We start from the raw sequence: 23,690 nt of genomic DNA, 5'->3' as shown, positions 1-23,690 counted from the left end.
GAAACGCGCGCCGCCCCCGGCGTCCCGGAGGGGACGGCGGGGGCGGCGCGGAGGAAGGAGGAGCGGGTCAGGCGGAGGGCGACGGGCTCGTGGAGGGCGAGGCCGAGGCGGTGCCGGCCGGGGAGTCGGACGCGGAGGCGGACGCGGTCGGTGCCGGGTCGGGGGTCGGGTCCGTGGTCGGGTCCGTGGTCGGGTCCGGCGGCGTGGTGGCCGGGGTGGTGACGGTGAGCGGCAGCTTCACGGTGCCGTTGCCGGGCGTGGTGAGCCACAGGACGTAGTCGCCGGCCTTCTCGCCCGCGACGAGGTCCTTGATCGACACCTGGCCGTCGGGGCCGGTCTTCAGGACCTTGGTGCGGATGGGGTTGCCCGCGGCGTCCTTGCCGAAGGACGGGCCGTCGGCGCTCTGCGCGGTGGAGTCCGCCGAGTCGGTGACGACCGCGGTGACGGTCACGCCGGGGGCGAGTTCGCCGCCGAGGCGGGCCTCGACCGTGACGTCGGCGTAGTCGGCGCCGGTCTCGGCGGTGAGGGCCGCGTCGCCGACGCGGGCGAGGGCGTCGGCCTTGCGGACCTCGACGGTCGCCTTCAGTTCGGCGGCCGGCAGGGAGCGGCCGGGGACGGTGGCGCGGACGGTGAAGGGCTCGGCCTTCTCCCCCGCGCGCAGGGCGGGGGCCTTGGCGACGCCCTTCGCGTCCGAGGTGACGGTGACCGTGGTGGCGCCGGCGGGGAAGCGGGCGTCGGTGGTGCCGGGGAGCGCGAAGCGGACGCTGACGCCGGCGACCGGGTTGCCCTTGGCGTCCACGGCGGTGACGGTCGCGGCCTCGGCGAAGGTGCTCTCGGTGAGCGCGGTCAGCACGGCCGTACCGGCCTTGAGGCGCGCGACCCTGACGGTCGGCGGGACCACGACGGGGTCACCGACGCTCGGCGGGGTCGGCTTCGCGGTCGGCGGCTTCGTCGGCGGGGCGGGCTTCGACGGGGAGGTCGGCTCGGTGGGCTTCTGCGACGGCTTCACCAGCGGCGGGGTGGTGCTCGGGGCCGGCGAGGGCGAGGTCGAAGGGCCGGGCGACGTCGGACGGATCGTCCTGCCGGGACCGGTCACGTCGCTGCGGTCGACCGGGAGCAGGCCCGTGCCGTCCGGGACGGTGTGGGCGCCGCGCCCGTAGTACTCGAACCAGGAGAGGACGGTGGTCAGATACTCGGTGGAACGGTTGTAGCTGAGGATCGCCCGGTCGAGGTCGGCCTTGATCGCCAGGTTCCGGCCGTCGGCGCACAGGTACATGCCCGCGGCCTGGGCGGCGTCGTAGATGTTGTTGGGGTCCTTCTTCCCGTCGCCGTTGGCGTCCTGGCCCCAGACGGCCCAGGTGGACGGGATGAACTGCATGGGGCCGACGGCGCGGTCGTGGGTGGTGTCGCCGTCGAAGGCGCCGTCGTCGGTGTCCGAGATGTTGGCGAAGCCGACACCGTTGAGGACCGGGCCGAGGATCGGGGAGAGCGTGGTGCCGTTGCCGTCGACGCGGCCGCCGCGGGCCTGTCCCGACTCGACCTTGCCTATGCCGGCGAGGAGTTGCCACGGCAGGTTGCACGTGGGGTCGGAGGCGCGGACCGACGCCTCGGCGCGGCGGTAGGCGGCGAGGACGGTCGCGGGTATGCCGGCCTCGGCGGGGCCGGTGACGACCGGCACCTGGGGTGCGGTGGGCATCCCGGGCGCGTTCGGCGTCTTCAGCGGCGGGAGGTCGGTGTAGTACGGCGAGTCGCCGGTCGCCGAGCCGGCGTCCCCGCCGCCGTGCGGGGTCGTGGCGTCGCCGGTGCCGATGGCGCGGTCACCGCTGAGGTTGTCGGTCGGCGGCGGGATCGCTCCTGGGCCCTGCGAGGCGGCCAGCGCCGCGACGGCGGCGGCCACGATCGCTCCGCTCGTGGCGCCCCTGCGCAGACGGCGGCCGAATTGCGCTGCCATACCGGTGCTCCCTCCCCATTCGACTGGAGCCGCACGCTCCCCGCGCGTGGCCTCAGGCGACCCTATGCGATGTCCGTATCACAGGACACCACGACCTGACCGGGTTTCACGCTTTCGTCACCCCTTGGTCTCCCGGCGGCCGGACACGGAGGTCCGCACTCCGGAGTGCGGGGGTTTCCGGGAACCGTCCCGGCCGTGCGGTACCTCTTGCCATGCGGGCCGATCATCCGTACGACCGGGAGGTTCCTTCCTTGCCCTTCACCCTGAGTCACGCCGCCGCCGTCCTGCCGGGACTGCGGCGGGACGGGACCGCGCGCGGCCCGCTCGTCGCCTCCGCCCTCGTCGCCGGCAGCTTCTCCCCCGACCTCACCTACTTCGCGGCGACGGCGGTGCCCGAGGCGATGGCGTTCGGGGACGTCACCCACTCCCCCGTCGGGCTCGTCACGGTCGACGTGCTCATCGCCGCCGCCCTGGTGGGGCTCTGGCTGACGGTCCGTGAGCCGCTGGTGGTGCTGCTGCCCGGGCGGTGGCGCGGGCGGGTGTACGGAGTGGTGCGCGGCCGGCCCTGGCGGGAGCGGCGGCCGGCCGGACTGGTGGTCTGGTTCGCCGTCTCGGCGGCGCTGGGCGCGACCACGCACGTCGTCTGGGACACCTTCACGCACATCGACCGCTGGGGGACGCGGTCGATCCCGTTCCTGGCGGAGGTGGTGGCCGGGTTCCCCGTCTACCAGTACGCGCAGTACGGCGGTTCGGCGCTGGCGCTCGGTCTGCTCGGCTGGTTCGGGGTCCGGGCGCTGCGGTCCGTGCCGGCCGGGACGGAGGTGCCCGCCTCGGTGCCGGTGCCGGGCCCGCGGGGGCGGCGGGCGGCGCTGCTGCTGATCGGGGCGTGCGTCCTCGCCGGGATCGCGCACCGGGTGCTGCGCTGGGCGGCGTACTGGGGCTGGGACCGCATCGAGAACCCGCTCGACATCGTCCCGACCGCCTGTTTCGGGGCCGGCGCGGGGCTCTTCGCCGGGCTCGTGCTGTACGGGACGGCCGCCCGGCTGCGCGGGCGGGCAGCGGCCCCGGTCCGCCCCGCCCCCGCTCCGGAGGCGTCCCCGGAAGGAGAGCCGGCAGGCCGTACGACGGGCTCCGGTCCGGGCGTCGGCTGATCCCCCGCCCACCGGCCCCCCATGCCGGTGGCCGCACCCCGGCGCGGGGGTGCGGCCACCGGTGGGCGGGTGCCCGGGTCAGTGCGCGGCGGAGTCCCAGTCCGGGCCCACTCCGACGGAGACGTCGAGCGGGGCGCGGAGCTCGGCGGCGGCGGACATCTGCTCGCGGACGAGGGCCTCGACCCGCTCGCGCTCGCCGGGGGCGATCTCCAGGACGATTTCGTCGTGGACCTGGAGGAGCATCCGGGAGGAGAGGCCGGCCTCGGCCAGGGCCTGGTCGACCTTGAGCATGGCGACCTTGACGATGTCGGCGGCGGTGCCCTGGATCGGGGCGTTGAGCGCCATCCGCTCGGCGGCCTCGCGGCGCTGGCGGTTGTCGCTGTTGAGGTCCGGCAGGTAGCGGCGGCGGCCGAGCATGGTCTCGGTGTAGCCGGTGGCGCGGGCCTCGTCGACGACCCGGCGCAGGTAGTCCCGCACCCCGCCGAAGCGCTCGAAGTAGGTGTCCATCAGGCCGCGGGCCTCGCCCGGGTCGATGTTCAGCTGCTGCGAGAGGCCGAAGGCGGAGAGCCCGTAGGCGAGGCCGTACGACATGGCCTTGATCTTGCGGCGCATCTCGGCGTCGACGGCGGACCGCTCGACGCCGAACACCTGGGAGGCGACGGTGGTGTGCAGGTCCTCGCCGGAGGTGAACGCCTCGATCAGGCCCTCGTCCTCGGAGAGGTGCGCCATGACGCGCAGTTCGATCTGGCTGTAGTCGGCGGTCATGAGGGACTCGAAGCCCTCGCCGACGACGAAGCCGTGCCGGATCGCGCGGCCCTCGTCCGTCCGCACCGGCACGTTCTGGAGGTTGGGGTCGGTGGAGGAGAGGCGGCCGGTGGCGGCGACGGTCTGGCTGAAGGTGGTGTGGATCCGGCCGTCGGCGGCGACGGTCTTGATCAGGCCCTCGACGGTGGAGCGCAGCCGGGCCTGCTCGCGGTGGCGGAGCATGATCACCGGCAGCTCGTGCTCGGTCTGGCCGGCCAGCCAGGCGAGCGCGTCGGCGTCGGTGGTGTAGCCCGTCTTGGTCTTCTTGGTCTTCGGGAGGTTCAGCTCGCCGAAGAAGACCTCCTGAAGCTGCTTGGGCGAGCCGAGGTTGAACTCGTGGCCGACGGAGGCGTGGGCCTCCTTGACGGCCTGCTGCACGGCCCCGGCGAACTGCTGCTCCATCGCCTCCAGGTGGTCGCGGTCGGCGGCGATGCCGTGCCGCTCCAGGCGGGCGAGGAGGATCGAGGTGGGCAGCTCCACGTCGTACAGCAGGTCGCGGGCGCCGACCTCGTCGAGCTTGGACTCGAAGGCGGCCCCCAGGTCGAGGACGGCGCGGGCCTGGGTCATCAGGGCCTCGGCCTCGGCGTGGTCCTCGGCGCCGAAGGCGAGCTGGCCCTCGGTGGCGGCGGCGGGCGCCAGCTCGCGGCCGAGGTACTCCAGGGAGAGGGCGTCCAAGGCGAAGGAGCGGCGGCCCGGCTTGACCAGGTAGGCGGCGAGCGCGGTGTCCATGGTGACGCCGGCGACGCTCCAGCCGTGCTCGGGGAAGACCCGCATCGCGCCCTTGGCGTTGTGCAGGATCTTGGGGCGGTCCGGGTCGGCGATCCAGCCGGCCCAGGCCCGCTCGTCGGCCTCGTCCAGCTCGCTGGGGTCGAACCAGGCGGCCTCGCCGCCGGAGCCGGCCAGGGCGACCTCGGAGACGCTGCCGGTGCCGAGGCCCCAGCTGTCGACGGTGGCGACGCCGAGGGGCTGCTCGCCGTGGGCGGCCAGCCAGGGGGCGAGCTCGCCGGAGCCGAGGACGGTGAAGTCGAGCTCGACGCCGGGGGCGGGGGCCGGCTCGGCCTCCTCGGCGGAGCCGGGGTCGACGGCGAGGAGCCGCTCGCGCAGCGAGGGGTTGCGGATCTCCAGCGTGTCGAGGAGCAGGGCGACGGCCTTGCGGTCGTACGGCTCGCGCGCCAGGTCGGCGACGGTCTTCGGCAGCTCGACGTCCCGGACCATCTCGGTGAGGACGCGGTTGAGCTTGACCGACTCCAGGTGGTCCCGGAAGTTCTGCCCCGCCTTGCCCTTGACCTCCTCGGCGCGCTCGACCAGCTCGGCGAAGGAGCCGAACTGGTTGATCCACTTGGCGGCGGTCTTCTCGCCGACGCCGGGGATGCCAGGGAGGTTGTCCGACGGGTCGCCGCGCAGGGCCGCGAAGTCCGGGTATTGGGAGGGGGTGAGGCCGTACCTCTCCTGGACCTTCTCCGGGGTGAAGCGGGTCAGCTCGGAGACGCCCTTGGTGGGGTAGAGCACGGTGGTGTGGTCGGAGACCAGCTGGAAGGAGTCCCGGTCGCCGGTGACGATGAGGACCTCGAAGCCCGCGGCCTCGGCCTGGGTGACGAGGGTGGCGATGATGTCGTCGGCCTCGAAGCCGTCGACCGCGAAGCGCGGCGCGTGCATGGCGTCGAGGAGCTCGCCGATCAGCTCGACCTGCCCCTTGAACTCGTCGGGGGTCTTGGAGCGGTTCGCCTTGTACTCGGGGAACTCCGTCGACCGCCAGGTCTTGCGGGACACGTCGAAGGCGACGGCGAAATGCGTGGGCGCCTCGTCGCGCAGGGTGTTCGCCAGCATCGACGCGAAGCCGTAGATCGCGTTCGTCGGCTGCCCGGTCACGGTGGTGAAGTTCTCCGCGGGCAGCGCGAAGAACGCCCGGTACGCGAGCGAGTGCCCGTCCATGAGGAGCAGGCGGGGGCGGGTGTCTGCGGGGTTCTTCGATGCTGTCTCGGCCACGGGACGATCCTGCCACGGACCACCGACAATCCCCTCCCCACCGGTCGGGGTGCCGGGCTGTCGGCGCCGCGTGACAGGATCGGAGACGTACGCCACAGATTGATCGCTCAAGGGAGAGCGCGATGGTCAGCAAGCCGCCGGCCGGTGACCCGGTCCAGGACGCACCGCAGGTCACACCGCCGCAGCACGCCGCCGCGGGCCTGCCCGCCATCGGGCACACCCTGCGGATCGCACAGGAGCAGATGGGCGCCGTGCGGACGGCCAGGACGCTGCTCAAGGTCAACCAGAAGGACGGCTTCGACTGTCCCGGCTGCGCCTGGCCCGAGGGCGACAAGCGGCACCTGGCGGAGTTCTGCGAGAACGGCGCGAAGGCGGTCGCCGAGGAGGCGACGCTGCGGCGGGTGACGCCCGAGTTCTTCGCCGCGCACCCGGTGGCGGAACTGGCGGAGCGCAGCGGCTACTGGCTGGGGCAGCAGGGCCGGATCACCCGGCCCATGTACCTGCCGGAGGGCGCCGACCGCTACGAGCCGGTGAGCTGGGAGCGGGCCTTCGCGATCATCGCGGAGGAGCTGACCGCGCTCTCCTCGCCCGACGAGGCGCTCTTCTACACCTCGGGCCGGACGAGCAACGAGGCGGCGTTCCTGCTCCAGCTCTTCGCGCGCGAGTTCGGCACCAACAACCTGCCGGACTGCTCGAACATGTGCCACGAGTCCTCGGGCTCGGCGCTGACCGAGACGATCGGCATCGGCAAGGGCAGCGTCTCCCTGGAGGACCTGCACCGGGCGGACCTGATCATCGTGGCCGGGCAGAACCCGGGGACGAACCATCCGCGGATGCTGTCGGCGCTGGAGAAGGCGAAGGCGGCCGGGGCGCGGATCATCTCGGTGAACCCGCTGCCGGAGGCGGGTCTGGAGCGGTTCAAGAACCCGCAGACCCCGCAGGGCATGCTGCGGGGCGCGGCGCTCACCGACCTCTTCCTCCAGATCCGGATCGGCGGCGACCAGGCCCTCTTCCGGCTGCTGAACAAGCTGGTCCTCGACGCGCCCGGGGCGGTCGACGAGGAGTTCGTACGGGAGCACACCCACGGCTTCGAGGAGTTCGCGGCGGCGGCCGGGGAGGCCGACTGGGCGGAGACCCTGGCGGCGACGGGGCTGTCCCGCGAGGAGATCGAGCGGGCCCTGGCGATGGTGCTGGCCTCGGAGCGGACGATCGTCTGCTGGGCGATGGGCCTGACCCAGCACAAGCACTCCGTGCCGACCATCCGCGAGGTGGTCAACCTGCTGCTGCTCCGGGGCAACATCGGGCGGCCGGGCGCGGGCGTGTGCCCGGTGCGCGGGCATTCGAACGTGCAGGGCGACCGGACGATGGGCATCTTCGAGCGCCCGGCGCCGGCCTTCCTGGACGCGCTGGACAAGGAGTTCGGGATCGTCTCGCCGCGCCACCACGGCTTCGACGTGGTGCGGTCGATCCAGGCGCTGCGGGACGGCGAGGCGAAGGTCTTCTTCGCGATGGGCGGGAACTTCGTCGGCGCGACTCCGGACACCGAGGTCACCGAGGCGGCGATGCGCAACGCCCGGCTGACCGTGCACGTGTCGACGAAGCTGAACCGCTCGCACGCGGTGACCGGCCTGCGGGCGCTGATCCTGCCGACGCTGGGCCGCACGGACAAGGACGTGCAGAGGAGCGGCCGCCAGTTCGTGACGGTCGAGGACTCGATGGGCCAGGTGCACGCCTCGCGCGGCAACCTGGCGCCCGCGAGCCCGCACCTGCTCTCCGAGCCGGCGATCGTGGCCCGGATGGCGCGCGCGGTGCTCGGCGCCGGGTCGGCGACGCCGTGGGAGGACTTCGAGGCGGACTACGCGGCCGTGCGGGACCGCATCGCGCGCGTGGTGCCCGGCTTCCAGGACTTCAACGCGCGCCTGGCGGCGGACCCGGGCGGCTTCGCGCTGCCGCACGCGCCGCGGGACGAGCGCCGCTTCCCGACGAGGACCGGGAAGGCCAACTTCACGGCGGCGCCGGTGGAGTACCCCAAGGTTCCGGAGGGGCGGCTGCTGCTCCAGACACTCCGCTCGCACGACCAGTACAACACCACGATCTACGGTCTGGACGACCGCTACCGGGGGATCCGGGGCGGCCGCCGGGTGGTGCTGGTGCATCCGTCGGACGCGGCGGCGCTGGGCTTCGCGGACGGGTCCTACGCGGACCTGGTGAGCGAGTGGACGGACGGCAGCGAGCGGCGCGCGCCCGGTTTCCGGGTGGTCCACTACCCGACGGCCCGGGGCTGCGCGGCGGCGTACTACCCGGAGACGAACGTGCTGGTCCCGCTGGAGTCGACGGCGGACATCAGCAACACCCCCGCGAGCAAGTCCGTCGTCGTGCGTCTGGAAGAATCACCGCAGCCGTCCGCCTAAGCGCTTGCTCAGTCAGCGGGGCGACGGGAAGGATGATCCGCACGACGACGAAACGGAGCCGGGCCATGGGTGAGCAGCAGCACGTGAAGTTCCCGCAGGAGGTCCTCGACGAGTACGCCGCGCTCGGCGTGGACCTGCCGGCGCTCTTCTCGGCGGGACATCTGGGGAACCGGATGGGCGTCCAGATCCTTGAGGCGTCGGCCGAGCGGGTCGTCGGCACGATGCCGGTGGAGGGCAACACCCAGCCGTACGGGCTGCTGCACGGCGGCGCCTCGGCGGTGCTGGCGGAGACCCTGGGCTCGGTGGGCTCGATGCTGCACGGCGGCTCCTCGAAGATGGCGGTGGGCGTCGACCTGAACTGCACCCATCACCGCGCCGCGCGCAGCGGCCTGGTGACCGGCGTGGCGACCCCGGTACACCGGGGGCGGTCCACGGCGACGTACGACATCGTCATCAGCGACGAGCAGGGGCGCCGGGTCTGCTCGGCGCGGCTGACCTGCATGCTGCGGGAGCTCGGGCCGCGGGACGCGGCGGACCTGCCCCACGGGGGCGGGGTCAACGGCGCCTGAGCCGGGGCCGGTCGGCCCGACCTGCCGAAGGGGGCGGTACGCGGAGGCGTACCGCCCCCTTCGGCGTACCCGGAGCGGGGCCGGGGAGGCCGCCCGCTCCGTCCGCTCCTCGGGCGGTCACCGTGCGCGCCCCAACTCCCGCCTGTGTTGGTCGTTTTCACGCCACCCCCTCCCAACTCACGGGCCTCGGAGGTACGTTCGAAAGTGGTGGGTTCCGGCCGACCGGACGGGGGTCCGCCGGGCGTTTCGGCATGCCGTTCGGTAGGCCATTTTCGTCACGCTCCGTGACGGTGGAGCGGGGGTGGTCACGGGGGTCCGCGGCTTGACATCCGTCCGCTCAGTTCGGGCGCCCTGTCCGCTATCCGGAGAGTCGCCAAAGTTCCCCGTCAGTACCAAGATTCCCTCAAGCCCCTTAGCGGAACTGCACGTTCTCACTATGTGAACACCGTGTTACAGGGCGCTATGCCCGGATTTACCCGGACCTCTCAGCCCGACTCACCCCGTCGGCATAACAAGACAGTCACATCCTTCACTCGCCGCTCCCCGACCCTCCCCACCTGCGCTTAGAGTCACCGCCAGTCACCGCGCCACTCGGCGCGACCTACTGCACGGCCTCGTATCAGCACTCAGTACGGCCCGGCATTCACCAACGGCACCTCTTGCTCCGCAGCTCCACGGCACCGCCTCGGCAGAGGGGGCCGCGCCAGGGAAAGGACCCTTCGTGCGAAACCGTTCGTTGCTCATACTCACCACCGCGGTCACCGCGGGAGCACTCACTCTCACCGCCTGCGGTTCGCGCGACGACAAGGGCGGCGACAGCGCCGGCCAGGGCGGCGGCATCACCGTCACCATCGGTCTCGACGCTCCGCTCACCGGCGAGCTCTCGGCCCTCGGCCTCGGCATCAAGAACTCGGCCGACCTCGCGGTCAAGACGGCCAACAAGAAGGAGTACGTCAAGGGCGTCACCTTCAAGCTGGTCCCCCTGGACGACCAGGCCCAGCCCTCCGCCGGCCAGCAGAACGCCACCAAGCTGGTCGCCGACAAGACCGTCCTCGGCGTGGTCGGCCCGCTGAACTCCGGCGTCGCCGAGTCCATGCAGAAGGTCTTCGACGACGCGAAGCTGGCGCAGGTCTCCCCGGCCAACACCAACCCGTCGCTGTCCCAGGGCCCGAACTGGGCCGCCGGCGACAAGAAGCGCGGCTACAAGTCGTACTTCCGCACCGCCACCACGGACGCCATCCAGGGCCCGTTCGCGGCCCAGTACGTCTTCAAGGACGCCAAGAAGACCAAGGCGTTCATCATCGACGACAAGAAGACCTACGGCGCCGGCCTCGCGGGCACCTTCAAGGGCGAGTGGGAGAAGCTCGGCGGCAAGGTCGTCGGCACCCAGCACATCGACCCGGACACCAAGGACTTCTCCGCGGTCGCCACCCAGGTCAAGAGCTCCGGCGCCGACGTCGTCTACTACGGTGGCGAGTACCCGGCCGCCGGCCCGCTGGCCAAGCAGATCAAGGAGGCCGGCGCCAAGGTCACCGTCGTCGGCGGTGACGCGCTCTTCAGCCCCGAGTACGTCAAGCTGGCGGGTGCCGCCGCGGCCGAGGGCGACTTCGCCACCTCCGTCGGCGCCCCGATCGAGTCCCTCGACTCCGCCAAGGAGTTCCTGGCCAACTACAAGGCCGAGAACTACAAGGAGGCGTTCGAGGCGTACGGCGGCTACTCCTACGACTCGACCTGGTCGATCATCGAGGCCGTCAAGAAGGTCGTCGACGGCAACAGCGGCAAGCTCCCCGACGACGCCCGCTCCAAGGTCGTCGAGGCCCTCCAGGGCGTCTCCTTCGAGGGCGTGACCGGCACGGTCGCCTTCGACGAGTTCGGTGACACCACCAACAAGCAGCTGACCGTGTACCAGGTCAAGGGCGGCGCCTTCGCTCCGGTCAAGTCCGGCACCTTCGGCGGCTGATCCTCAGCTCCACCCCACTCAGCACCACCTTTCACCGCGCGGGGGGCCGCACACAACCGGCACCCCGCGCGGTGTCATATCCGTCGAAAGTCTCGGAGGACAATGCGGTGAACGAACTGCCGCAGCAGCTGGTCAACGGCCTGCTACTGGGATCCATGTACGGGCTGGTCGCCGTCGGCTACACGATGGTCTACGGCATCGTCCAGCTCATCAACTTCGCCCACGGCGAGATCTTCATGACCGGCGGCTTCGGGGCCCTGACGGTCTGGCTCATCCTGCCCGGCGGCACCAGCATGTGGGTCGCTCTGCCCCTCATGATCATCGGTGCCGTGATCGTCGCGACGACCATAGCCGTCGGAGCGGAACGTTTCGCCTACCGTCCGCTCCGTGGCGGGCCACGTCTGGCCCCCCTCATCACGGCCATCGGTCTCTCGCTCGCCCTCCAGTACGCCGTCTGGGTCTGGTACCCGGAGGCCAAGTCCGCCCGGACCTTCCCGCAGATCCCCGGCGGCCCGATCGAGCTGGGCCCGGTCACCATCCAGACCGGTGACGTCTTCCTCGTGATCGCGGCCCCCGTCTGCATGGCCTTCCTCGCCTTCTTCGTCATGCGCACCCGGACCGGGCGCGGCATGCAGGCCACGGCGCAGGACCCGGACACCGCGAAGCTCATGGGCGTCAACACCGACCGGATCATCGTGATCGCGTTCGCCCTCGGCGCCATCTTCGCCGCCGTCGGTGCCGTCGCGTACGGCCTCAAGTACGGCGTCGTCGACTACAAGATGGGCTTCCTCCTCGGACTCAAGGCGTTCACCGCCGCCGTCCTCGGCGGCATCGGCAACATCTACGGCGCCATGATCGGCGGCCTCGTCCTCGGCGTCGCCGAGACCATGGCGACCGCCTACGTCGACCAGATCCCCGGTATGGAGCAGCTCGGCGGCCAGTCCTGGGCCAACGTCTGGGCCTTCGTACTCCTCATCGTCGTCCTCCTCGCCAGGCCCCAGGGTCTGCTCGGCGAGCGCGTCGCGGACAGGGCGTGAGCACCATGACCACCATCTCCGAGAACCCCCAGGCACCCGCCGCCGCGGCGACCGCGAAGACCGCCGACCGCGGTCTGATCGGCCTCCTCCCGGAGCGGACCGCCCGCGCCGTCGTCCTCGCCGGCGCCGTCCTGACCGTGGCGGGCTGTTTCCTCGCCTGGACCTGGGACCGCAGCTTCCCGGGCGACCTCACCGTGTACGGCTACCCGGCCGGACTCCAGCTCCAGGTCCTGGTGACCGGCGTCCTGACCGTCCTCTTCGTCCTCTCCTCGTACGGGATCAAGGGCCTCCGCGCGCTGACCCCGGCCGGCGCCGACGCCGCGATCCGCTTCGGCGCGCTCGCCACCTTCGCCACCACCTGGTTCACGGTCGGCGCGATCAGCCTCGAACTCGGCGGCCTGGTCAACCTGGAGCCCGGCGGCGCGATCGTCGCGGTCACCTCCCTGGTCACCCTGCTCGCCGCGTTCTGCCTGCCCTTCAGGCGCCCGGCCGTCCACCCGGTCGACCCGGAGGACACCGGCTGGGACCAGTTCAAGCACCGGACCGGCAACGGCTGGACGTCCTTCAAGGCCGCCTTCGCCGCCCCGAACCCGGTGAAGAAGCTCCCGGCGCTGAACTCCGCCGTCGAGATCCTGATCATCGCGGTCGTCCTCGGCCTCGCGCTCAGCGTCTTCACCTACGGCATCGGCACCGAGTACGACGAGCTGTTCCTCGGCTTCCTGATCACGGCCGGCCTCGGCTTCGCCGCCATCGGCGCCTCCGGTCTCCTCAAGCAGGCCACGCAGCTCACCTCGAAGCACCAGAACCTGTCGATCGCGGGCGCGTTCATCGCCGCGGCGCTGTTCCCCTTCACCCAGACCGACGACCAGTACGCGACGCTCGGCGTCTACATCCTGATCTTCGCCACGGTCGCCCTGGGCCTGAACATCGTCGTCGGCCTGGCCGGTCTGCTCGACCTCGGTTACGTCGCCTTCCTCGGCGTCGGCGCCTACGCGGCGGCCCTCGTCTCGGGCGCCCCGACCTCGCCGTTCGGCGTGCACCTTCCCTTCTGGGCGGCGATCCTGGTCGGCGCCGCGGCCTCGGTGGTCTTCGGTGTCCTGATCGGCGCCCCGACCCTGCGGCTGCGCGGCGACTACCTCGCCATCGTGACCCTGGGCTTCGGTGAGATCTTCCGCATCACGGTGATGAACACCGACGGCACCTCGGGCCCGGACATCACCAACGGCTCCAACGGCATCGCGTCCATCCCGAACCTGAACTTCTTCGGGTTCGACTTCGGCCAGGCGCACACCATCGCCGGCTTCACCATCGGCCGCTTCGCCAACTACTTCTTCCTGATGCTGCTGATCACGGCGGTCGTGGTGCTGGTCTTCCGGCGCTCCGGCAACTCCCGCATCGGCCGCGCCTGGGTCGCGATCCGCGAGGACGAGACCGCGGCGCTGGCGATGGGCATCAACGGCTTCCGGGTGAAGCTGATCGCGTTCGCGCTCGGCGCCGGTCTGGCCGGTCTGGCCGGTACGGTGCAGGCCCACGTCACCTACACGGTGACCCCGGAGCAGTACCTCTTCGCCGGTCCCATCCCGCCCAACTCCGCCTTCCTGCTCGCGGCCGTCGTCCTCGGCGGCATGGGCACGATGAGCGGTCCGCTGGTCGGCGCGGCGCTGCTGTTCCTCATCCCGAACAAGCTCCAGTTCATGGGCGAGTACCAGCTCTTCGCCTTCGGTGTCGCGCTGGTGCTGATCATGCGCTTCCGTCCGGAGGGCATCATCGCGGACAAGCGCCGTCAGCTGGAGTTCCACGAGCACGACGAAGAGCGTGCGCCGGCCGCTACGCCCGCCAAGGCAGGTGCCTGAACCATGACGACGACCACCACCAAGGCCGACGCCACCCCGGAGCCGGCCGCCCGCGAGACCGTGCTCGACGCACGCGGGGTCACCATGCGCTTCGGCGGCCTGACCGCCGTCCGCGACGTGAACCTCACGGTCAACAGCGGCGAGATCGTCGGTCTGATCGGCCCGAACGGCGCCGGCAAGACCACCTTCTTCAACTGCCTGACCGGTCTGTACGTGCCCACCGAGGGCGAGGTCCGCTACAAGGGCCAGGTCCTGCCGCCGAAGTCCTTCAAGGTCACCGCGGCCGGCATCGCCCGTACCTTCCAGAACATCCGTCTCTTCAACAACATGACGGTCCTGGAGAACGTGCTCGTCGGCCGGCACACCCGCACCAAGGAGGGCCTCTGGTCCGCCCTGCTGCGCGGCCCGGGCTTCAAGCGGGCCGAGGCGGCCTCCGAGAAGCGCGCGATGGAGCTCCTGGAGTTCATCGGCCTCGCGGACAAGGCGCAGCACCTCGCCAAGAACCTGCCGTACGGCGAGCAGCGCAAGCTGGAGATCGCCCGCGCGCTGGCGAGCGACCCGGGCCTGATCCTGCTGGACGAGCCGACCGCCGGCATGAACCCGCAGGAGACCCGGGCGGCCGAGGAACTCATCTTCGCCATCCGGGACATGGGCATCGCCGTGCTCGTCATCGAGCACGACATGCGCTTCATCTTCAACCTGTGCGACCGGGTCGCCGTGCTCGTGCAGGGCCAGAAGCTGATCGAGGGCGACAGCCAGACCGTCCAGAGCGACGAGCGGGTCATCGCCGCGTACCTCGGCGAGCCGATCGACGAGTCCCCGAAGGCCGAGGCCCCCGCGGACGAGGCTCCCGCGGACGAGGCGCCGGCGGACGACGAGGCCCCGGCGGAGGAGACCCCGGCCGAGGACGACACCCCGGCGGACGCGGCGGACGCCGCGAAGGACGCCGCTCCGGGCAAGGAGAACGACGCATGACCGCACTGCTCGAAGTCGAGGACCTACGCGTCGCCTACGGAAAGATCGAGGCCGTCAAGGGCATCTCCTTCTCCGTGGAGGCGGGCGAGGTCGTCACCCTCATCGGCACCAACGGCGCCGGGAAGACCACCACCCTGCGGACCCTCTCCGGGCTCCTCAAGCCGGTCGGCGGGCAGATCAAGTTCGAGGGCAAGTCCCTCCGCAAGATCCCCGCGCACAAGATCGTCTCGCTGGGTCTGGCCCACTCCCCCGAGGGCCGGCACATCTTCCCGCGCATGACGATCGAGGAGAACCTGCTCCTCGGCGCCTTCCTCCGGAAGGACAGCGCCGGCATCGCCAAGGACGTGCAGCGCGCCTACGACCTCTTCCCGATCCTGGGCGAGCGTCGCAAGCAGGCGGCCGGCACGCTCTCCGGCGGTGAGCAGCAGATGCTCGCGATGGGCCGGGCGCTGATGTCCCAGCCGAAGCTGCTGATGCTCGACGAGCCCTCGATGGGTCTCTCGCCGATCATGATGCAGAAGATCATGGCGACCATCGCGGAGCTGAAGTCGCAGGGCACCACGATCCTGCTCGTCGAGCAGAACGCCCAGGCGGCGCTCGCGCTGGCGGACCACGGTCACGTGATGGAGATCGGCAAGGTCGTGCTCTCGGGCACGGGCCGGGACCTGCTGCACGACGAGTCGGTGCGCAAGGCGTACCTCGGCGAGGACTGACAGCCGGTACGGATACGAGGAGGCCCGCCCCGCATCGCGCGGGGCGGGCCTTCTCGTCGTACGGGCGGGGGCTACTGCCCCTTCGCGGCCTTCTTCTCCTCGGCGTCCTCGATGACGGCCTCGGCGACCTGCTGCATGGACAGGCGGCGGTCCATGGAGGTCTTCTGGATCCAGCGGAAGGCGGCCGGCTCGGACAGGCCGTACTGGGTCTGGAGGATCGACTTGGCGCGGTCGACCAGCTTGCGGGTCTCCAGGCGCTGGCTGAGGTCGGCGACCTCCTGCTCCAGGGCGCGCAGCTCGGCGAAGCGGGAGACGGCCATCTCGATGGCGGGGACGACGTCGCTCTTGCTGAACGGCTTGACCAGGTAGGCCATGGCGCCGGCGTCGCGGGCGCGCTCGACGAGGTCGCGCTGGGAGAAGGCGGTGAGCATGAGGACCGGGGCGATGGACTCGCCGGCGATCTTCTCGGCGGCGGAGATGCCGTCGAGGACGGGCATCTTCACGTCCAGGATCACCAGGTCGGGGCGGTGCTCGCGGGCCAGCTCGACGGCGGTGGCTCCGTCGCCCGCCTCGCCGACGACCGTGTAGCCCTCCTCCTCCAGCATCTCCTTGAGATCGAGGCGGATCAGGGCCTCGTCCTCGGCGATGACGACGCGGGTGGTCAGCGGCGGGACGTGCGAAACGTCGGCGTCGTCGGCGGGCTGGGGCGACTCGGGGGCGGTCACGCGGGCTCCTCGTTCGATGGCCTCGTTCCGAGGCGGATACAGCTCCCCATGAGCCTACCCACCTCCTGTAAGGTAGGGGCACGGCGGGTGATCATCGGCCTTTGTTTCAAAGGAAGCCCCGGTAGCCCAGCGGTAGAGGCAGTGGTCTCAAACACCATCCAGCGTGGGTTCGAATCCCACCCGGGGCACATTACCTTTGATTCCTAGGAATGAGACTTTCAGGCGTTCCGGACCGGGAGACGGCCGAGGGGCTCGTCTAGGACTACGGGACGCAAGACGCAGAACGCGAGAACCCCGCCACCGGGAAGACGGTGGCGGGGTTCTTCTTGTGGCGGCGCGTGCGGGGGCCGGGGGCTAGGAGAGGGGGTCTCCGATGTGGTGGACTCGGACCAGGTTGGTCGAGCCGGAGACGCCGGGGGGGGAGCCGGCCGTGATGACGACTACGTCACCCTTCTTGCAGCGGCCGATGCGCAGCAGTTCCTCGTCGACCTGGGCGACCATCGCGTCCGTGGAGTCGACGTGGGGGCCGAGGAAGGTCTCGACGCCCCAGGTGAGGTTGAGCTGGGAGCGGGTCGCCGGGTCCGGGGTGAAGGCGAGCAGGGGGATCGGCGAGCGGTAGCGGGAGAGCCGCCGCACGGTGTCGCCGGACTGGGTGAAGGCGACCAGGAACTTCGCACCGAGGAAGTCGCCCATCTCGGCGGCGGCTCGGGCCACCGCGCCGCCCTGGGTGCGCGGCTTGTTCCGCTCGGTCAGCGGCGGGAGGCCCTTGGCGAGGACGTCCTCCTCGGCGGCCTCCACGATCCGGCTCATGGTGCGGACCGTCTCGATCGGGTGCCGGCCGACGCTGGTCTCGCCGGAGAGCATCACGGCGTCGGTGCCGTCGATGACGGCGTTGGCCACGTCGGACGCCTCGGCGCGGGTGGGCCGGGAGTTGTCGATCATCGAGTCGAGCATCTGCGTCGCGACGATGACCGGCTTCGCGTTCCGCTTGGCGAGCTTGACCGCGCGCTTCTGGACGATCGGCACCTGCTCCAGCGGCATCTCCACGCCGAGGTCGCCGCGGGCGACCATGATGCCGTCGAAGGCGGCGACGATCTCGTCGATGTTCTCGACCGCCTGCGGCTTCTCGATCTTGGCGATGACCGGGAGGCGGCGGCCCTCCTCGTCCATGATCCGGTGGACGTCCTCGATGTCCCGGGCGGAGCGGACGAAGGAGAGCGCGATGACGTCGGCACCGATGCGCAGCGCCCAGCGGAGGTCCTCGACGTCCTTCTCGGAGAGCGCCGGGACGGAGACGGCGACGCCCGGCAGGTTGAGGCCCTTGTGGTCGGAGACCATGCCGCCCTCGACGACCCGGGTGCGCACCCGGGGGCCGTCGACGGAGGTGACCTCCAGGGTGACCCGGCCGTCGTCGACGAGGATCCGCTCACCGGCGGTGACGTCCTCGGCGAGGCCGGAGTAGGTGGTGCCGCAGCAGTGGCGGTCGCCCTCCGTCGGCTCGACGGTGATGGTGAAGTCGTCACCGCGTTCAAGCAGTACGGGACCCTCGCGGAAGCGGCCGAGCCGGATCTTCGGGCCTTGAAGGTCGGCGAGGACGCCCACACTGCGGCCCGTCTCGTCGGCCGCCTTGCGGACCCGCTGGTAACGCTCCTCGTGCTCGGCGTAGGAGCCGTGGCTGAGGTTGAAGCGGGCCACGTCCATCCCGGCCTCGATCAACGCCTTGATCTGGTCGTATGTTTCGGTGGCGGGCCCAAGGGTACAAACGATTTTCGCTCGGCGCATGAGTCGAGCCTAGGGCCTTACCCATCAGTAGCCGCAGGGTCCCGCATGACTACTCAACAACCTTTCCGTGAAACGTTGTTGACAAGACTTGAATCTGTGCAGAGCCCTGCTCCGATGAGCGATTTCCGCGCCCCGGAGGCCCTCGTCTCAGAGTGCGGGCGGCAGCATCGTGAACCGCGCGACGACCTCGGCGGTCACCGTCCGCCGCTGCGGCGCGAGGTCGAGGGAGGGGGCCGCGCCGGCGCCCTCCTCCGCGAAGGAGGCCATCATCGGCTGGAAGCCGCCGCCCCTCGGCATGCCCTGCTCCGGCAGCCCCGCGTCCGACAGTTCGAGGAGTGAGCCCAGCGCGGTGCCCAGCGCCTCCGCGTAGGCCCGCGCCCGCCGCACCGCCTCCGCCACCGCGAGCCGGCGCGCCTCCGCGTACGCCTCCGAGTCCGGGCGCAGTTCCCACCAGGGGCCCTCCACCTCGGTCTGCTCCCGGTCGGCGAGCTCCGGCACCAGCTCGCCGAGGACGGTGAAGTCGGTGAGCTCGACGGCGATCCGCACCAGCCCCCGGTAGGCCCGTACCTGCTCGCCCCTCCCCCGGCGGGACGGCTCCGGGAAGATCGAGAAGCTGCCGGTCTCCAGCTTCCCCACCGCCGCCCCGCGCGCCCTGACCCGTTCGAGCACCTCGGCGTTGCGGCGGGTGAGGTCCGCGAGGACGGCGGACCGGTCGGTGCCCCGCGCGGAGACGGTCAGCCAGAACCGGGCCAGTTCCGGATCGACTTCGAGACGGCCCTCGCCACGGACCGTCACCTGCGGGGCCTGCGGGGTGGGGTGGGCGTGCGTCACGGCGGACTCCTCCGGGCCGGGGATCGGTGGCATACGAACACTTTCCCACTCCGTAACCCGAAAGGGCTGTTGCCCGGGAGGCGTCTGAGCCAGAATCTACGCGCGTTGTGCACCTGGACAGCGCCACGGACACCGAGGAGTACGCACATGCCGCTGAACCGCCGGACCTTCCTTGAGAGCTCCGCCGCCCTCGGAGCCGGGGCCGCCCTCACCGCCGGGGCCGCCGCCACCGCCGAGGCCCACGGAACCCGCCACAGGCCGGCCAAGCGGTACTCCTTCACCGTCATGGGCACCACCGACCTGCACGGAAACGTCCTGAACTGGGACTACTTCACGGACAAGGAGTTCGACGACAAGGCACACAACGACGTCGGCCTCGCCAAGATCTCCACCCTGGTCGACCAGGTCCGCGCCGCCAAGGGCCGCCGCAACACCCTCCTCATCGACGCCGGCGACACCATCCAGGGCACCCAGCTCTCGTACTACTACGCCAAGATCGACCCCATCACCCGCAAGGGCGGCCCCGTCCACCCGATGGCCCAGGCCATGAACGCCATCGGCTACGACGCCGCCGCGCTCGGCAACCACGAGTTCAACTACGGCATCCCGGTGCTGCGGAAGTTCGAGGAGCAGTGCGACTTCCCGCTGCTCGGCGCCAACGCGCTCGACGCGAAGACGCTGCGCCCGGCCTTCCCCCCGTACAGCTTCCACCGGCTGCGCACCCCGCACGGCAGGGACGTCAAGGTCGCGGTGCTCGGCCTGACCAACCCCGGCATCGCGATCTGGGACAAGGCCAACGTCAGCGGGAAGATGGTCTTCCCCGGTCTGGAGGAGCAGGCCGCGAAGTGGGTGCCGCGGCTGCGCTCCATGGGCGCCGACGTCGTGGTCGTCTCCGCGCACTCCGGCTCCAGCGGCACCTCCTCGTACGGCGACCAGCTCCCCCACGTCGAGAACGCGGCCGGGCTCGTCGCCGAGCAGGTCCCCGGCATCGACGCGATCCTCGTCGGGCACGCCCACACCGAGATCCCCGAGTACCGGATCACCAACAAGGAGACCGGCAAGGAGGTCGTCCTCTCCGAGCCGCTGAAGTGGGGCCAGCGCCTCACCCTCTTCGACTTCGACCTCGTGTGGGCGAAGGGCCGCTGGACGGTGGAGAAGGTCGCCGCGCGGGTCCTCAACTCCAACACCGTCGAGGAGGACCCGGAGATCACCGGGCTGCTCGCCGACGAGCACCAGAAGGTCGTCGCCTACGTCAACACGGTCATCGGCACCTCCACCGCCGCCATGACCACGGCCGACGCGCCGTGGAAGGACGAGCCGATCATCGACCTGATCAACGTCGTCCAGGCCGAGACCGTGAAGGCGGCGCTGGCCGGCGGCGCGTACGCGGCCCTGCCGGTGCTCTCGCAGGCGTCCTGCTTCTCCCGCACGGCCCGCATCCCGGCCGGGCAGATCACCATCAAGGACGCCGCCGGGCTCTACCCCTTCGAGAACACCCTGGAGGCCCGTCTGCTGACGGGCGCCCAGCTGAAGGAGTACCTGGAGTACTCGGCGAAGTACTACGTCCGGACCCCGGCGGGCGCCCCCGTCGACACCGCGAAGCTCACCAACGCGGACGGCACCCCGGACTACAACTACGACGCCGTGTCCGGGCTGACGTACGCCATCGACATCGCCCAGCCGGTCGGGCAGCGGATCACCGGCCTCTCCTTCGAGGGCAAGCCCCTCGACCCGGCCGCGCGGTTCGTCCTCGCGGTCAACAACTACCGCGCCGGCGGCGGCGGCGCCTTCCCGCACGTCGCCGGGGCCCCGCAGCTGTGGGCGGACTCGGACGAGATCCGCAACACGATCATCCAGTGGGTGCGGGCCAAGGGCACGGTCGACCCGGGGCAGTTCGCGTCGGTGGACTGGACGCTGACCCGGGACGGCGTGCCGGTGTTCTAGTCCTACTGCTGTACGAGAGGCGTCAGCTTCCGGTCCTGGGACGGGATGCTCGGCGCCTCCCGCGCGTCCAGGCCGAAACTGGTGAAGGCGGTCCGGCGCGGCAGCGGGTACGGCTCCTTGCCCGTGACCGCGTTGAGGATGACCGCGCTGCGCCAGGCGGCCAGGCCCAGGTCGGGGGCGCCGACGCCGTGCGTGTGGCGCTCCGCGTTCTGCACGTACACCGAGCCGGTCACCGAGGGGTCGAGGACCAGCCGGTACCGCTCGTCGATCCGCGCCCGGCCCGCCGCGTCGTGCCGCAGATACGGGTCGAGACCGGCGAGCATGCGGCCGACCGGGCGCTCCCGGTAGCCGGTGGCGAGGACGACGGCGTCGGTGGTGAGGCGGGAGCGGGAGCCCTGCTGGACGTGCTCCAGGTGCAGCTCGACCTGGGTGGTGGCGACCCGGCCCGCCGTGCGGACCCGGACCCCGGGGGTGAGGACGGCGTCCGGCCAGCCGCCGTGCAGGGTACGGCGGTACAGCTCGTCGTGGATGGCGGCGATGGTGTCCGCGTCGATGCCCTTGTGCAACTGCCACTGGCGGGGCACGAGTTCGCCCCGGACGGGCTCGGGCAGGGCGTGGAAGTAGCGGGTGTAGTCGGGGGTGAAGTGTTCGAGGCCCAGCTTCGAGTACTCCATGGGCGCGAACGCCTCGGTGCGGGAGAGCCAGGTGAGGCGCTCGGCGCCCGCCGGGCGGGCCCGGAGCAGGTCGAGGAAGACCTCGGCGCCGGACTGGCCGGAGCCGATCACGGTGACGTGCCGGGCGGCGAGCAGCGCGTCGCGGTGGGCGAGGTAGTCGGCGGCGTGCACCACGGGCACGCCGGGGGCGTCGGCGAGCGGGCGCAGCGGCTCGGGGACGTACGGCTCGGTGCCGACGCCGAGGACCACGTTCCGGGTGTAGGCGCGGCCGAGGGCGGCGGCCTCGCCGTCCTGGTCGAGCTGGGTGAAGTCGACCTCGAAGAGCTTCCGTTCGGGGTTCCAGCGGACGGAGTCGACCTGGTGGCCGAAGTGGAGGCCGGTCAGCCGCTCGCTGACCCAGCGGCAGTAGGCGTCGTACTCGGCGCGCTGGATGTGGAACTTCTCCGCGAAGTAGAAGGGGAAGAGGCGCTCGCGGCCCTTCAGGTAGTTGAGGAAGGACCAGGGGCTGGCCGGGTCGGCGAGGGTCACCAGGTCGGCGAGGAAGGGGACCTGGAGGGTGGCGCCGTCGAGGAGGAGGCCGGGGTGCCAGTGGAAGGCGGGGCGCTGCTCGAAGAAGGTGGCGGCGATGCCGCCGGGGACGCCGTCGGCGAGGGCGGCGAGCGAGAGGTTGAACGGGCCGATGCCGACGCCCACCAGATCGTGCGGGCGGTCGAGGTCCTGCTGAGGGGTGCTGCCGGTCATCGGTCGGTGCCGCCTTCCACGAGGGTGATGAGCTGGGCCAGGTCGTCGGGGGTGGTGTGGGGGTTGAGGAGGGTGGCCTTGAGCCACAGCCGGCCGTCCGCCTCGGCGCGGCCGAGGACGGCCCGGCCTTCGGCGAGCAGCCGGCGGCGGACCGCGGCCACCTCCGCGTCCTCGGCGCCGGCCGGGCGGAAGAGGACGGTGGTCAGGGCGGGGCGGGCCCGCAGCTCCAGGTCGGGGGCCTTCTCCACCAGGTCGGCCAGGTCCTGGGCGCGCTCCAGGCAGAGGTCCACCAGGGCGCCGAGCCCGGTCCTGCCGAGGGCGCGCAGGGTGACGGCGGCCTTGAGGACGTCGGGGCGGCGGGTGGTGCGCAGGGAGCGGCCGAGCAGGTCGGGGAGGCCGGCCTCGGTGTCGTCGCCGGCGTTGAGGTAGTCGGCGGTGTGGGAGAGGGCGGCGAGGTCGGTGGACTCGCGGACGGCGAGGAGTCCGGCGGCGACCGGCTGCCAGCCGAGCTTGTGCAGGTCGAGGGTGACGGTACGGGCCCGGTCCAGGCCCGCCAGGAGGCGGCGGTGGGTGCGGCTGAGGAGGAGCGGGCCGCCGTAGGCCGCGTCGACGTGCAGCTCGGCGCCGTGCGCGGCGCAGGCGTCGGCGAGCTCCGGCAGCGGGTCGATCAGGCCCTCGTCGGTGGTGCCCGCGGTGGCGGCGAGGAGGACGGGCCCCTGCTGGGCGGCGAGGGTACGGGCCACGGCGGCCGGGTCGAGCAGGCCGCTGGGGGTGGGGACGGTGACCGGCTCGGGCAGGCCGAGGAGCCAGGCGGCGCGGCGGACGGAGTGGTGGGCCTGGGCGCCGACGACGGTGGTGAGGCCGGGGCCGTGCCGCTCCCGGGCGAGGAGGAGGGCCAGTTGGTTGGACTCGGTGCCGCCGGTGGTGACGAGGGCGTCGGGGCGGGCGGCCCCGGGGAAGACCTCGGCGGCGAGCGCGGCGGTGACCTCGGCCTCCAGGGCGGAGGCGGCCGGGGCCTGGTCCCAGGAGTCCATCGAGGGGTTGAGCGCGGCGGCGGCCAGGTCGGCGGCGGCGGCGACCGCGAGCGGCGGGGTGTGCAGATGGGCGGCGCACAGCGGGTGCGCGGGGTCGGCCGCGCCCGCGGCCACCAGGTGGACGAGGGTGCGCAGCGCCTCGTCCTGTCCCGTACCGGTCTCGGGGAGTACGTCTCCGAGCGCGGCCCGCACCCGCGCGCCGACCGCCTCCGGCCCGCCGGCGGGCAGCGGACCACCCCGTTCCTCCGCGCCGGTACGCAGCGCGTCCAGCGCGATCCCGAGAAGCCGGCTGAGCGAAGTGGGCTGAGCAGCAAGAGCTGCCGGAGGTGCGACACGCATGGACGACAGGGTGCCGGTGCCGCCCCCGCCCTGTCCGGCGACCGCTGTCACGTGACCCGAACGAGGGACGGCACCTTGGCGGGGGGGGGCGGCTGGGTGGGAGCGGGGGCGGGCGGGGGCGGGGTGCGCGGGGCGCCGTACCGGTGGGCGAGCCCCCGCGGACGCGGAGGGCTTCGGGCGTGCCGGAGCGGTCGCCGTCAGCCCCCGCGA

At 71.8% G+C, this 23,690-nt stretch carries 16 protein-coding genes and 1 tRNA gene; 10 read left to right on the top strand and 7 right to left on the bottom strand.

Going from position 1 to position 23,690, the window contains the following annotated elements:
* Positions 1-67 precede the first annotated feature (67 nt).
* On the bottom strand, positions 68-1,951 hold the full coding sequence (locus ACFXMG_RS09745) for a lytic murein transglycosylase (RefSeq protein WP_383819378.1): 1,884 nt from the start codon (positions 1,949-1,951) through the stop codon (positions 68-70).
* Between the two features lie 251 nt (positions 1,952-2,202).
* Here ACFXMG_RS09745 and ACFXMG_RS09740 point away from each other — a divergent pair, with 251 nt between their 5' ends.
* Positions 2,203-3,102 carry a DUF4184 family protein gene (locus ACFXMG_RS09740; protein WP_383819380.1) on the top strand — a complete coding sequence of 300 codons (900 nt, stop codon included), beginning with the start codon at positions 2,203-2,205 and terminating at the stop codon, positions 3,100-3,102.
* Between the two features lie 78 nt (positions 3,103-3,180).
* Here the strand turns inward: ACFXMG_RS09740 and polA are convergent, their stop codons facing one another.
* Positions 3,181-5,892, bottom strand: coding sequence for a DNA polymerase I (gene polA, locus ACFXMG_RS09735; RefSeq protein ID WP_383819382.1), 2,712 nt, complete (start codon positions 5,890-5,892; stop codon positions 3,181-3,183).
* Positions 5,893-6,014: 122 nt separating this feature from the next.
* On the opposite strand from polA, the gene ACFXMG_RS09730 reads away from it, so the two are divergent.
* The 7 genes from ACFXMG_RS09730 to ACFXMG_RS09700 all read left to right on the top strand — a co-directional run bounded on the left by ACFXMG_RS09730 (position 6,015) and on the right by ACFXMG_RS09700 (position 15,410).
* Positions 6,015-8,303, top strand: coding sequence for an FdhF/YdeP family oxidoreductase (locus ACFXMG_RS09730; protein ID WP_383819384.1), 2,289 nt, complete (start codon positions 6,015-6,017; stop codon positions 8,301-8,303).
* Between the two features lie 65 nt (positions 8,304-8,368).
* Entirely contained in the window at positions 8,369-8,872 is a 504-nt protein-coding gene (locus ACFXMG_RS09725) for a PaaI family thioesterase (RefSeq protein ID WP_383819385.1), read from the top strand.
* Positions 8,873-9,593: 721 nt separating this feature from the next.
* The gene (locus tag ACFXMG_RS09720; protein WP_383819387.1) at positions 9,594-10,832 is read left to right on the top strand and encodes a branched-chain amino acid ABC transporter substrate-binding protein; all 1,239 of its coding nucleotides are present in this window, start codon (positions 9,594-9,596) and stop codon (positions 10,830-10,832) included.
* Between the two features lie 107 nt (positions 10,833-10,939).
* On the top strand, positions 10,940-11,869 hold the full coding sequence (locus tag ACFXMG_RS09715) for a branched-chain amino acid ABC transporter permease (protein ID WP_043219283.1): 930 nt from the start codon (positions 10,940-10,942) through the stop codon (positions 11,867-11,869).
* Positions 11,866-13,722, top strand: a complete 1,857-nt coding sequence (locus ACFXMG_RS09710; RefSeq protein ID WP_383819389.1) for a branched-chain amino acid ABC transporter permease — start codon at positions 11,866-11,868, stop codon at positions 13,720-13,722. The genes ACFXMG_RS09715 and ACFXMG_RS09710 overlap by 4 nt, the downstream gene beginning before the upstream one ends.
* Before the next feature lie 3 nt (positions 13,723-13,725).
* Complete coding sequence (locus ACFXMG_RS09705; RefSeq protein WP_383819391.1) at positions 13,726-14,697, top strand: ABC transporter ATP-binding protein; 972 nt, start codon at positions 13,726-13,728, stop codon at positions 14,695-14,697.
* Positions 14,694-15,410: an ABC transporter ATP-binding protein gene (locus tag ACFXMG_RS09700; protein ID WP_383819392.1), complete on the top strand. Its 717-nt coding sequence runs from the start codon at positions 14,694-14,696 to the stop codon at positions 15,408-15,410. Before ACFXMG_RS09705 ends, ACFXMG_RS09700 begins: the two co-directional genes overlap by 4 nt.
* A 71-nt stretch (positions 15,411-15,481) precedes the next feature.
* Here ACFXMG_RS09700 and ACFXMG_RS09695 read toward each other — a convergent pair whose 3' ends face one another.
* A complete protein-coding gene (locus tag ACFXMG_RS09695) occupies positions 15,482-16,135 on the bottom strand; it encodes an ANTAR domain-containing response regulator (RefSeq protein WP_383819394.1) in 654 nt (217 codons plus the stop codon).
* A 115-nt stretch (positions 16,136-16,250) separates the two neighbouring features.
* Here ACFXMG_RS09695 and ACFXMG_RS09690 point away from each other — a divergent pair.
* Positions 16,251-16,323: transfer RNA gene (locus ACFXMG_RS09690), tRNA-Leu, on the top strand.
* Positions 16,324-16,489: 166 nt separating this feature from the next.
* Here ACFXMG_RS09690 and pyk read toward each other — a convergent pair.
* Both pyk and ACFXMG_RS09680 read right to left on the bottom strand, forming a co-directional pair.
* Positions 16,490-17,917, bottom strand: coding sequence for a pyruvate kinase (pyk, locus tag ACFXMG_RS09685; protein ID WP_383819395.1), 1,428 nt, complete (start codon positions 17,915-17,917; stop codon positions 16,490-16,492).
* Positions 17,918-18,064: 147 nt separating this feature from the next.
* Positions 18,065-18,781 carry an SIMPL domain-containing protein gene (locus ACFXMG_RS09680; protein ID WP_383819396.1) on the bottom strand — a complete coding sequence of 239 codons (717 nt, stop codon included), beginning with the start codon at positions 18,779-18,781 and terminating at the stop codon, positions 18,065-18,067.
* A gap of 114 nt (positions 18,782-18,895) precedes the next feature.
* Here ACFXMG_RS09680 and ACFXMG_RS09675 point away from each other — a divergent pair, with 114 nt between their 5' ends.
* The gene (locus ACFXMG_RS09675; RefSeq protein WP_383819398.1) at positions 18,896-20,692 is read left to right on the top strand and encodes a bifunctional metallophosphatase/5'-nucleotidase; all 1,797 of its coding nucleotides are present in this window, start codon (positions 18,896-18,898) and stop codon (positions 20,690-20,692) included.
* A gap of 2 nt (positions 20,693-20,694) precedes the next feature.
* On the opposite strand, the gene ACFXMG_RS09670 is transcribed toward ACFXMG_RS09675, so the two are convergent.
* Together ACFXMG_RS09670 and ACFXMG_RS09665 are read right to left on the bottom strand one after the other, a co-directional pair.
* A complete protein-coding gene (locus tag ACFXMG_RS09670; RefSeq protein ID WP_383819400.1) occupies positions 20,695-22,107 on the bottom strand; it encodes a lysine N(6)-hydroxylase/L-ornithine N(5)-oxygenase family protein in 1,413 nt (470 codons plus the stop codon).
* A complete protein-coding gene (locus tag ACFXMG_RS09665; RefSeq protein ID WP_383819401.1) occupies positions 22,104-23,480 on the bottom strand; it encodes a pyridoxal phosphate-dependent decarboxylase family protein in 1,377 nt (458 codons plus the stop codon). Before ACFXMG_RS09665 ends, ACFXMG_RS09670 begins: the two co-directional genes overlap by 4 nt.
* Between the last annotated feature and the right edge of the window lie 210 nt (positions 23,481-23,690).

Source organism: Streptomyces sp. NPDC059201, assembly GCF_042754585.1.
Lineage (GTDB): Bacteria > Actinomycetota > Actinomycetes > Streptomycetales > Streptomycetaceae > Streptomyces.
The sequence above is the reverse complement of the archived record's forward strand: the minus strand, read 5'-3'. Positions and strand labels throughout refer to the sequence as shown.